Origin of the sequence: Streptomyces sp. NPDC002130, assembly GCF_040296465.1 — a bacterium.
In the GTDB taxonomy this organism is placed as follows: Bacteria; Actinomycetota; Actinomycetes; order Streptomycetales; family Streptomycetaceae; genus Streptomyces.
In genome coordinates, this window is record NZ_JBEOXI010000265.1 from 1 (window position 1) to 10,753 (window position 10,753).

At 72.1% G+C, this 10,753-nt stretch carries 8 protein-coding genes and 2 pseudogenes; 7 read left to right on the forward strand and 3 right to left on the reverse strand.

The features are described from left to right. The 4 genes and pseudogenes from ABT116_RS34230 to ABT116_RS34245 form a co-directional block, all read left to right on the forward strand. Nucleotides 1-237 (forward strand): annotated as a pseudogene (locus ABT116_RS34230) (cytochrome P450); the annotation flags it as partial. Between the two features lies 1 nt (nucleotide 238). Continuing rightward, the gene (locus ABT116_RS34235; RefSeq protein WP_351641878.1) at nucleotides 239-976 is read left to right on the forward strand and encodes a thioesterase II family protein; all 738 of its coding nucleotides are present in this window, start codon (nucleotides 239-241) and stop codon (nucleotides 974-976) included. Continuing rightward, complete coding sequence (locus tag ABT116_RS34240) at nucleotides 967-1,791, forward strand: SDR family oxidoreductase (RefSeq protein WP_351641880.1); 825 nt, start codon at nucleotides 967-969, stop codon at nucleotides 1,789-1,791. The genes ABT116_RS34235 and ABT116_RS34240 overlap by 10 nt, the downstream gene beginning before the upstream one ends. 131 nt (nucleotides 1,792-1,922) lie before the next feature. After that, on the forward strand, nucleotides 1,923-4,634 hold the full coding sequence (locus ABT116_RS34245; protein WP_351641882.1) for an amino acid adenylation domain-containing protein: 2,712 nt from the start codon (nucleotides 1,923-1,925) through the stop codon (nucleotides 4,632-4,634). Between the two features lie 109 nt (nucleotides 4,635-4,743). Here ABT116_RS34245 and ABT116_RS34250 read toward each other — a convergent pair whose 3' ends face one another. Beyond that, a complete protein-coding gene (locus tag ABT116_RS34250) occupies nucleotides 4,744-6,123 on the reverse strand; it encodes a phosphatase PAP2 family protein (protein WP_351641885.1) in 1,380 nt (459 codons plus the stop codon). A 184-nt stretch (nucleotides 6,124-6,307) separates the two neighbouring features. Then, on the reverse strand, nucleotides 6,308-7,162 hold the full coding sequence (locus ABT116_RS34255) for a LysR family transcriptional regulator (protein WP_351641887.1): 855 nt from the start codon (nucleotides 7,160-7,162) through the stop codon (nucleotides 6,308-6,310). Nucleotides 7,163-7,265: 103 nt separating this feature from the next. Between ABT116_RS34255 and ABT116_RS34260 the strand changes: the two genes are divergently transcribed. The 3 genes and pseudogenes from ABT116_RS34260 to ABT116_RS34270 form a co-directional block, all read left to right on the forward strand. After that, nucleotides 7,266-7,991, forward strand: coding sequence for an SDR family oxidoreductase (locus tag ABT116_RS34260; protein ID WP_351641889.1), 726 nt, complete (start codon nucleotides 7,266-7,268; stop codon nucleotides 7,989-7,991). Nucleotides 7,992-8,438: 447 nt separating this feature from the next. Then, a complete protein-coding gene (locus tag ABT116_RS34265; RefSeq protein ID WP_184848139.1) occupies nucleotides 8,439-8,642 on the forward strand; it encodes a cold-shock protein in 204 nt (67 codons plus the stop codon). A gap of 367 nt (nucleotides 8,643-9,009) precedes the next feature. Continuing rightward, nucleotides 9,010-9,933: pseudogene (locus ABT116_RS34270) on the forward strand (DEAD/DEAH box helicase); the annotation flags it as partial. Nucleotides 9,934-10,156: 223 nt separating this feature from the next. Here the strand turns inward: ABT116_RS34270 and ABT116_RS34275 are convergent. Further along, complete coding sequence (locus ABT116_RS34275) at nucleotides 10,157-10,624, reverse strand: dTDP-4-dehydrorhamnose 3,5-epimerase family protein (protein ID WP_351641893.1); 468 nt, start codon at nucleotides 10,622-10,624, stop codon at nucleotides 10,157-10,159. Between the last annotated feature and the right edge of the window lie 129 nt (nucleotides 10,625-10,753).

Below are 10,753 nucleotides of genomic sequence, written 5' to 3' on the forward strand. Positions count from 1 at the left end.
TTCGGCCAGGGCCCGCACTTCTGCGTCGGCGCCCCGCTCTCCCGCGTCGAGGGCAACATCGCCTTCACCACCCTGCTGCGCCGACTGCCGGGCCTGCGCCTCGCCGTCCCGGCCGACGAGGTCGACTGGCTCTTCGACAACTCGACCAGCCGCGGCCTGGTGAAGCTGCCCGTCACCTACGACGCCCGCCTCGCGGCCGGCACCCGCCCGGCCGCCGACACCTCCCAGGACCGCTGACATGGCCGACCGCATCTCGCTCGTGTGCCTGCCCTTCGCCGGCGCGGGTGCCTCCTTCTACCGTCCGTGGCAGCGTCTCGCCGAGCCGCACGGCTTCGACGTCCTGCCGCTCCAGCTCCCGGGGCGCGAGCGGCTCATCGACGAGGAGCCGTACCGGGACGCGAGCGCCGCCGCCGACGGGCTGCTCACCGATCTGCTCGCCACGCTCGACGACGGCCCGCGCCCGCACCGGATCGCCCTGTTCGGCCACAGCCTGGGCGCCGTCCTCGCCTACGAGCTGACACGTCGCCTCGTCGCCGTACCCGAGGTGCGGGTCGCCCGGCTGTTCGCCAGCGGCTCGCCGCATCCCGCCGAGCCACGGGCCCGCCAGGCCACCGGACTCGACGACGACGCGTTCCTGGAGCGCGTCAACGAGTTCGCCGGCTACACGGACGAGGCCCTCCAGGACCCCGAGATGCGTGAGCTGATCCTGCCCACGCTCCGCGCGGACGTGGAGATGCACGAGTCGTACCGGCCGGCGGACGACCGGGCCCTGCCGGTGCCCGTGACCAGTCTGCGCGGTGCCGACGACACCCTCGTCAGCCGCGCGGAGGCCGAGGCGTGGACCCGCACGACGGTCGCGGGTTTCCGCGCCGTGGAGCTGCCCGGTGGGCACATGTACCTGACCGGGTCGGCACCGGAGTTGCTCCGGACCGTCGCCGAGGAGCTGAACCGGGCAGCGGAGGAACAGTGCGTCTGACCGGGAAGACCGTTCTGGTCACGGGCGCCGCCCGGGGCCTGGGCCGGGCCACCGCGCTCGCGTGCGCCGCCGAGGGGGCCGCCCTCGCGCTGCTGGACGTGTGCGACGACCTGGCCGGGGTGCCCTATCCACTGGGCACCAAGGGGCAGTTGGAGCACACGGCGACGTTGTGCCGCAAGGCCGGCGCCGCGGTGCTCACCGCGGCCTGCGACGTACGCGACCTGGCCTCCGTGGAGTCGGCCGTGGCCCTCGCCGAGGACCGCTTCGGCCGCATCGACGCCGTCGTCAACAACGCGGGCATCGCGGCCCCCTCGGGCAAGCCGGTGCACGACATCGCCGAGGACGAGTGGGCGCTGATGATCGACGTCGACCTGACGGGAGCGTGGCGGGTGATGCGTACGGTCGCCCGCGCGATGAGCGCCCGCCGTTCCGGTTCCATCGTCAACGTCTCCTCGACGGCCGGACTCGTCGGCTACCGGCACTTCGCCGGGTACGTCGCCGCCAAGCACGGCCTGATCGGCCTGACCAAGGCCGCCGCCCTCGACTACGCGCCCACCAAGGTACGGGTCAACGCCGTCTGCCCCGGATCGGTGCGGGACGACCCGACCGCCGAGGGCCGGATGCTCGCCGAGATCGCGCGCGCCCTGGACGTGCAGGTGGGCGAGCACGAGCAGACGTTCACCGAGGCGCAGCCGATGAACGCGCTGATCGAGCCGGAGGACGTCGCCGCCGCCGTGGTCTATCTGGTCTCGGACGACTCCCGGCAGGTGACCGGCTCCGTACTGACCGTGGACGGCGGGTTCACCGCGCGCTGACGGGCGGGCCGGAAGAGACGGCCGTGGTGAGAGCTGGGAGAGAGGAAGGACGCCCCATGGTGGGGGAGCACATGGCGGGTGGACACATGGTGGGTGGACGCATGATGGGGGGACCCATGATGGCGGCACCCATGACGGGTGGACACATGGCGGGGGACCCCATGGCGGGGGAACAGTGCCATGCCGTACGGGTCCGGATGAGCGGCCCGGTGGCCGCGGCGGAGCTGACCGCCCGGCTTGCCGCGGTGGGGCCCTGGCGGCTGTGGGTGGAAGAGACAGCGGTCGGCTCCGGCGAACCGGCGGCACGGCGGCTGCGGGCCGCGGAACTGAACCGGCCCACGGCCTCGGTCCGTTGTGTGCTGCTGCGCCACCGGGACGACGTCGCGGATCTGGTGGTCGTCGCCGACCGCGCGGTGCTCGACCGGGACGGGCTCGACCGGCTGGTCGACGTGCTGGTCTCCGGGGCGGCGGGACCGCTGCCGGTGCCGTCCGCCGCGCCCGTCACACCGCCGTCCGCGGCTCCCGCCCCCGACTGGGGTGGCGGCACTCGGGGCGACACCTCGTGGGGGACCCGGGCGCTCGACCTGCCCGACGGCCCCGCCGCCACCGGCTTCCTCGCGGCGCTCGCCCTCACCCTCCACCGCTACGCGGGCCACGGGGCGAGCGGTGACGTCTGCGTGGCCACCGACCGGCGCGGTGCCCTGCGGATCGAGGTTCCCGTCGATGCCCCGGCCGCGGCCCTCCGGCCGGCACAGCCGGCGCCGGCCGACAGCCCGGTGCTCGCCGGCCTCCTCGAACCGGCCCCCGGCGGCTCGCCGTTCGGCGCCGGCGCTGCGACGGAGCATCTGCCGTGCCTCGCGCCGCCCTTCCCCCTGACGCTGGCCCTGCTGCCGCAGCCCGCCGGGGGGACCCGGCTGTGGGCCGCGTACCGGCACAGCCACTTCTCGGCCGGGATCGTCGAGACCTTCCTGCGGCACCTGGCGCATGTCCTCGGACAGTTCGCGCGGGCGACACCGGACACGCTCGTCGACGACATCGAACTCCTCGACGCGGCCGAGCGCGAGCGGGTCGCGCTGCTCGGCCGGCCGGCCGGCACACCGCCCGGCACACCGGAGCGGATCACCGACGTACTCGCGCGGGTCACCGCCGCGACACCGAACGCCCCGGCGGTCGGCGACGGCACCCTCGTCCTCACCTACCGCGAGCTCGACGAACAGGCCGGACAGGTGGCACGCGGGCTGGTCGCACGGGGGGTCGCGCCCGGCGACCGGGTCGGGATCTGCCTGGAGCGGACCACCGAGCTCGTGGTGACCATGCTCGCGGTCCTCAAGGCGGGTGCGGCGTACGTGCCCACGGACCCCGCTTATCCCGCCGACCGGCTCGCCCACACCGCGCGGGACGCCGGCCTGGACCTGGTCGTCACCCGGCTGGCGGAGTACCCGGCCGACGCCGGCACCCCCGTCACCCCCGACGAGCTGATCGCGGCGGCCGGGCAGGCCGGAGAACTCCCCACGGGCGGCGGCCCGGACGCCCCGGCCTACATCATCTACACCTCAGGCTCCACCGGCCGTCCCAAGGGCGTCGTCGTACCGCACCGCAACGTCGTCGCGCTCGTCGACGCCACCCGCGAGGACTACGGCCTCGGCCCCGACGACGTCTGGAGTCTCTTCCACTCCGGCGCGTTCGACTTCTCCGTCTGGGAGACCTGGGGCTGCCTGCTCACCGGCGGACGCCTCGTGGTCGTGCCCTACCTCGTCTCCCGCGAACCCGGGGAATTCCGGGATCTGCTGGTCCGGGAGCGGGTCACCGTCCTGAGCCAGACGCCCTCCGCCTTCTCCCAGCTCCTGGAGACCGACCATGCGCCGCTCGTGGTACGGCTGGTCGTCTTCGGTGGTGAGCCGCTCGACGCCCGCATGCTGCTCCGCTGGTTCGACCGGCATCCGGAGGACGAGTGCCGCATGGTCAACATGTTCGGCATCACCGAGACGACCGTGCACGTCACCGCCCAGACACTGAGCCGGGAACTGGCCCTGGCCGGCTCGAAGTCCGTCGGCCCCGCGCTGCCGGGCTGGCACCTGTACGTCACGGACGCGCGAGGCCGGCTCGTCCCGCCGGGCGTCACCGGTGAGATCCGCGTCGGAGGCGCCGGCGTCGCCCTCGGCTACCTCGGACAGCCCGACCTCACGGCCGCCCGTTTCAGCCCCGACCCGTACGCCGAGGGCCGCCAGTACCACAGCGGCGACCTGGGGCGGCTGCGGCCGGACGGCACCCTCGAACACCTCGGGCGCATCGACAGCCAGGTCAAGATCCGCGGCTTCCGGATCGAACTCGACGAGATCCGTTCGGTGCTCCTGGAGGACCCCGAGGTGCACGCGGCGGCCGTGGTGGTCCGCCGGGACGACCCGGCCGACCCCGCCACCGCCCGCCTCGACGCGTACGTCGTCCCGGCGGACCTGGACACGGCCGGGATCCGCAAGCGGGCCGCGACCGTCCTGCCCGCGTACATGCTCCCGGCGACCGTCACGGCGCTCGACGCCCTGCCGCTGACCACGAACGGCAAGCTCGACACGCAGCGGCTGCCGGAACCGGTCCGGACCGCCCCCACCGCGCCGGCGCCCGAGAGGACGGACGGTGCGGCGGCGGTCCTGCGGGAGATCTGGTCCGACATCCTCGGCACCCCGGTGGGGATCGACGACGACTTCTTCGAACTCGGGGGCAACTCCCTGCTGGCCGTGCGCATCAGCGCCGCACTGCGCGGCCGCGGGATGCCTGCCGTACCGCTGCGCGACCTGTTCCGCACGCCCACCATCCGGGCACTGACCGAGGCGGGCCGGCATGCGTGAACCGCGGTGAGGGGACCGGCGGCGCGGTGGACCCCACGACGATTTGCCTTCGCCCACGGGATGCAGGCAGCCGACTCGGGTGCGGCGCGGTCTCGGGCTTCGCCCGGGGTCACCCCGCGATGGCGTCCCTCCGCGTGGTGTCCGCTTCCGGGGCTTCGCGGTCGTCCAACGCCACGGTGGGGCTGGGGACGGATGCGACCGTACGGGTCGCCCACAGTCGGGTGACCCGTACGTAGCCGTAGATCACCGAGGTCATCACCAGGATGAGGAGGGGCCCGGACACCTCGGGAAGGGCGGCCATCTCCATCGGCAGGTAGCGGTACGACACCAGGAGGGCGGCGAAGACGGCTGTGCCGTAGGCGACCAGCTGGATGCCCGGCCGGTCCCAGCCGCGTTCCTGTGAGCGCAGAGCCGCCTCGATGGTGAGGGCGAACACCACGCCGGCCACCAGATCCACGCCGTAGTGGTAGCCGAATCCCAGCGTCGCGGCGAGCGTGACGATCAGCCAGAACGTGCCCGCGAACCGCAGCAGCCGCGGGGCCCGGCGGGTGTGCACGAAGATCGCGACGGCCCACGCCGTGTGCAGACTGGGCATGCAGTTGCGGGGCGTGATGCCGTCGTACGTCATCGGGGCCGGGGTGCTGACCGGCAGCGCCGTGTGCGGCCACAGGTTGGCCGCCGCCCACTCCACACCGCCGGTGCCGGAGGCGCCCGGGCCGTAGGCGAAGACCGGTCCGACCACCGGGAAGAGCATGTAGATGCCCGGCCCGAGGAGGCCGATCACGAGGAACGTGCGCACCAGGTGATGGCTCGGGAAGCGGCGCTCGGTCGTCACGTTGCGCAGCTGGTAGAGGGCGACGACGACGGCGGCCACCGCGAGCTGGCCGTAGACCAGCTGGAGGAGGTGGGTGCTGAACGGGGCGGTGGCCTCGACGAGACGGCCCGCCGCCCAGGACGGGTTGCCCAGCGCGTGATCGGCCGTCGCCACGTACTGGTCGAGCACCGTCGGGCGGGTCTTCGCCGTGATGAACAGCCAGGTGTCGCCGGTCTTGCGGGCGGCCACCAGCAACAGGCCCAGACCGACGCCCTTCAGCAGCAGGACGCGTTCACCGCCGGTGCGGCGCGTGACGGCGACGACCGCGAAGCCCAGCATCACCCACAACGCACCGGTGCCCACGGAGTGGCCCTCGATCGTCTCGGCGCCGGCCGCCCGGCGCACCAGCAGCAGCACGGCGTCGATGCCGAGCGCGGCACCGGCCGCGATGAACCGTTGCCGCCAGGTGAGCACCACCATCATCAACGCCAGACCGCCGTACAGCGGCCCCGGCTTGGGGGCGAAGACCAGGGCCCTCACCTGGGTGGTGACCGGGCCGGGCTCACCGTGGTGGCGGGCGGCGATCTCCAGTGCGACGAGGAACGCGAGTGCCACCGCGGCTGCCGCGCCCCACAGCACCGCACGCCGATGGCGCCACACACCCCACGACGTCATGCCGCTTATTCGCGAAAACACCCGCGATGCCCTGGCTATCAATCTTTTGGCCGATTCATCCGAATGGCTGGGTAGATGGAGAGCGATGGGGGGACCACCGCGAGTTCGAACATGCTAGCGGAGTCCAGCGGATCGGCCGCTCCGCCACCGCCCGGCAACGCCCGCCCGTGCGATGCCGCCCCCCTCACGCACTCACCCGCACCGCGGCCCGGACCAGTTGCGCGACCCCCCGGGACCGGCTGTGGGGCGGCCAGGCGATCAGGGTCGTGACCGTCGGCGCGTCCCGTACCGGTACCGCGGCGAGGCCCTCGCGCAGGTGGGTCCGGCAGGACTCCGGTGCGATCCAGCAGGCGCGGCCGAGCGCGATCAGCTGGAGCAGCTGTGTGTGGTCACGGACCTGGGGGCCGGGACCGGCGGGGTAGGTGCCGTCGGGGCCGGGCCAGCGCGGCATCGGCAGGTCGGGGAGGCCGGTGACGTCGGCCGTGCGCAGATGGGGCCGGTCGGTGAGGGGGTGCCCGGCCGGGAGCAGCGCGACCTGGCCCTCCGTGCAGAGTTCCTCGGTGTCGAGACCGGCCGTGGTGTCGAACGGCAGGTGCAGCAGCGCCACGTCGGCCCGGCCGTCCCGCAGCATCGGCCCCTGCTCGCCCATGCCGCACAGGAGCAGATCGACGGTGACCGCGTCGGGCTCGGCGGCGTAGGCGTCGAGGAGTTTCGCCAGCAGGTCGCCGGACGCGCCGGCCTTCGTGGCGAGGACCACGCCGGCCCGGCCGCTCGGGGCGAGCGCGGCCCGGCGGGTGCGGCGTTCGGCGGCCTCGACGGCTTCGAGCGCCGCGCGGGCCTCCCGCAGGAGCACCGCTCCGGCCTCCGTCAGGGTGACGGCGCGGCTGCTGCGTTCCAGCAGCGGCGCCTGCAGGCGCCGTTCGAGCTGCCCGATCGCCCGCGACAGCGGAGGCTGGGCGATCCCGAGCCGCTGTGCGGCCCTCCCGAAGTGCAGCTCCTCGGCCACGGCCACGAAGTACCGCAACTCCCTTGTCTCCACGGCGTGATGGTACTGCGCCGAGCTGCGTCGATACCGGTGCGGTATCGCCGCCCACCCGATCGGTGTTGGCCGCCGGCGATCGGGCCCGGACAGGATCGACGGCATGAGCGAACAGACGATCGCGCTGGTGACCGGCGCGAACAAGGGAATCGGATACGAGATCGCGGCCGGTCTGGGCGCCCTCGGCTGGAGGGTCGGGGTGGGCGCCCGGGACCAGGAGCGGCGCGAGACCGCCGTGGCGAAACTGCGGGCGGCCGGCGTCGACGCGTTCGGCGTGCCGCTCGACGTTACCGACGACGCGAGCGTGATGGATGCCGCCCGACTGGTCGAGGAGAGCGCGGGACGTCTCGACGTGCTGGTCAACAACGCCGGGATCACCGGCGGCGTGCCGCAGCTGCCCACCTCGGTCGACCCGGCGACGGTGCGGACGGTCGTGGAGACCAACGTGATCGGCGTCATCCGCGTCACCAACGCGATGCTGCCGTTGCTGCGGCGCTCGCCCTCGCCGCGGATCGTGAACATGTCCAGCGGCGTGGGCTCACTGACCCGGCAGACCACGCCCGGCAGCGACACGGGCCCGATCGCCGTCGCCTACACGCCGTCCAAGACGTTCCTCAACGCCGTCACCGTGCAGTACGCGAAGGAACTGCACGGCACCGGCATCCTCATCAACGCCGCCTGCCCCGGCTACTGCGCGACCGACCTCAACGGGTTCCGCGGCGTCCGCACCCCGGAGCAGGGCGCGGCGGTCGCGATCCGGCTCGCGACCCTGCCCGACGACGGCCCGACCGGCGGCTTCTTCGACGACGAGGGGGAAGTGCCGTGGTAGCCCCGCGGGGAGCCGCGGGTCCGCTCAGCTGAAGGGGACGGCGTCCGTCGCGTTGCGGCCCGGGAGGAGGATGTGACCTTTGTCGCCGGGGCGGCGTTCCGGCGCGTTCACCGGCGCGGCGCCCACCGACGCGGGTGACAGCGGCACATCCCCCGTCGGCGGAGGTCACAGGGCCGGCACCCGAGGGCGCGCCAGGAAGACCCGTGCCCGCGGAGGGCAATATCTGTGCCCGCAAAATGAGAAATAGAAGCGGAGCCCAGAGAATATTCCTCGATCATCCGCCGGATCGGAATTTTCGGTCGACGCGCGGCCGAACCCACCGTGCTACTGTCGATCTCAGTTGCAGGTGTGGTTGCCAGAAGGTTCATTTCCTACGGGGTAATCAGCACGGCGACACGGATTTCACAGAAGGTGAATTCCTGAAACCGCCTCCGAAGGAGAAACAAAATGGCTACTGGCACCGTGAAGTGGTTCAACTCTGAAAAGGGCTTCGGCTTCATCGAGCAGGACGGCGGCGGCGCCGACGTCTTCGCCCACTACTCGAACATCGCCACCCAGGGCTTCCGCGAGCTGCTCGAAGGCCAGAAGGTGTCGTTCGACATCGCGCAGGGCCAGAAGGGCCCGACGGCCGAGAACATCGTGCCCGCCTGACATCGGCGCTCGCGCATATTTCGCAGCTGGGGCCCGCACCTGAAGGGGTGCGGGCCCCAGCTCGCTGCTTTTCGCCGCCGGTCCGACCCGGCCGCATCAACTTCGGCTCGTCTCGAGATTCTCTGCGCCGCTCCTCTGCTGCGGATTTCCTTGCTACGCGCCCCGTCAAGGAAGGTCTCGCATGAAGCGTGCCCACACATCCCGTACCCGTGACCGTTTCGCGAGGGGCGACGGTGCCGAGCGCCGCTCCGCTGCTCCGCGCCGCTCCGGGAGCCAGGGAAGCCGCCGCGCTCCCCAGGGCGAGTTCGCCCCGCCGAAGACGATCACGCCGCCGCTGCCCGCCGTCGAGTCGTTCGGCGATCTCGCCATGCCGGCAGGGCTGTTGGCCACACTCGGCCGCGAGGGCGTGACCGCGCCGTTCCCGATCCAGGCGGCGACCCTGCCGAACTCCCTGGCCGGCCGGGACGTCCTCGGCCGTGGCCGCACCGGTTCCGGCAAGACCCTGGCCTTCGGCCTCGCCGTACTGGCCCGGACGGCGGGACGGCGTGCCGAGCCGCGGCAGCCGCTCGCCCTGGTCCTCGTGCCCACCCGCGAGCTCGCGCAGCAGGTCACCGACGCGCTCACGCCGTACGCCCGATCCGTGAAACTGCGGCTCGCCACCGTCGTGGGCGGAATGTCCCTCGGCAGGCAGGCCAGTGCGCTGCGCGGCGGGGCCGAGGTGGTCGTCGCCACGCCCGGGCGGCTCAAGGACCTCATCGACCGGGGCGACTGCCGTCTGGACGGCGTCGGCATCACGGTGCTCGACGAGGCCGACCAGATGGCCGACATGGGATTCATGCCGCAGGTGACCGCCCTGCTCGACCAGGTGCGTCCCGACGGCCAGCGGATGCTGTTCTCGGCCACCCTGGACCGCAACGTCGACCGGCTGGTGCGCACGTACCTGCACGACCCGGTGGTGCACTCCGTCGACCCGTCCGCGGGCGCCGTCACCACCATGGAGCACCACGTACTCCACGTGCACGACGCGGACAAGTACCGGACGACCACCGAGATCGCGGCGCGGGACGGCCGAGTGATCATGTTCCTGGACACCAAGCACGCGGTCGACCAACTGACCCGGCACCTGCTGAGCAGCGGTGTCCGCGCGGCGGCCCTGCACGGCGGCAAGTCCCAGCCCCAGCGGACACGGACCCTCGCCCAGTTCAAGAGCGGGGACGTGACGGTGCTGGTGGCGACGAACGTCGCGGCGCGCGGGATCCACGTCGACAACCTCGACCTGGTCGTCAACGTGGATCCGCCCGGTGACCACAAGGACTACCTGCACCGCGGCGGCCGTACGGCCCGCGCCGGCGAGTCGGGCAGCGTGGTCACCCTGGTGACCCCGGGCCAGCGTCGCGGTATGAGCCGGCTGATGATGTCGGCGGGCATCACCCCCCGGATCGCCCAGGTGCGCTCCGGCGAGGCGGAGCTGAGCCGCATCACGGGTGCCCAGGCCCCTTCCGGTGTCCCGGTGGTCATCCCCGCGCCTCGTGCTCGCGTTCGGGGGCGTATCCCGTCGAGCACAGGTAAACCACTGTCGAGTTGTCCTCGAGGGACAGGAAGGCGTGCCCCAGCCCTTCGGACAGAAAGATCGCTCTGCGGTCGACGTCGTCGAGAAGGACCGAATCCCATTCGCCGAAGGTCGGCGATCCCACGCGGAGGTCGACGGCGATATCGAGGATCGCGCCTTTGACGCACGTGACGTACTTGGCCTGTCCGGGAGGGACGTCGGCAAAATGGATGCCGCGTAGGACACCGGCAGCGGAGACCGAGCAATTTGCCTGTTGAAGATCGAGCGTGCGGCCGGTGATCTCGGAGAATCCAGGTTCGCGGAACCATTCGAGGAAGACTCCGCGGTCGTCGCCGAACTGCTTGGGTGTGAATTCCCAGGCCCCTGGCACTTTCAGTTCGCGATACTGGCTCATCACGTGAGTATCTGCCATGTCACCAGTCCTTGCCGCGGTCGAGAAGTTCGAGAAGGTATTTTCCGTATCCGGATTTGAGGAGCTTCTCAGCACGAATGCGTAGCTCGTCGTCGGTGATGAATCCGTGCCGCCAGGCAACTTCTTCGG

Excerpts from the sequence above, each read along its gene's own strand:
- ABT116_RS34235 (WP_351641878.1), top strand. The coding sequence starts at position 239 with ATGGCCGACCGCATCTCGCTCGTGTGCCTGCCCTTCGCCGGCGCGGGT.
- ABT116_RS34245 (WP_351641882.1), top strand. The coding sequence starts at position 1,923 with ATGACGGGTGGACACATGGCGGGGGACCCCATGGCGGGGGAACAGTGC.
- ABT116_RS34250 (WP_351641885.1), bottom strand. The coding sequence starts at position 6,123 with ATGACGTCGTGGGGTGTGTGGCGCCATCGGCGTGCGGTGCTGTGGGGC.
- ABT116_RS34260 (WP_351641889.1), top strand. The coding sequence starts at position 7,266 with ATGAGCGAACAGACGATCGCGCTGGTGACCGGCGCGAACAAGGGAATC.
- ABT116_RS34265 (WP_184848139.1), top strand. The coding sequence starts at position 8,439 with ATGGCTACTGGCACCGTGAAGTGGTTCAACTCTGAAAAGGGCTTCGGC.
- ABT116_RS34275 (WP_351641893.1), bottom strand. The coding sequence starts at position 10,624 with ATGGCAGATACTCACGTGATGAGCCAGTATCGCGAACTGAAAGTGCCA.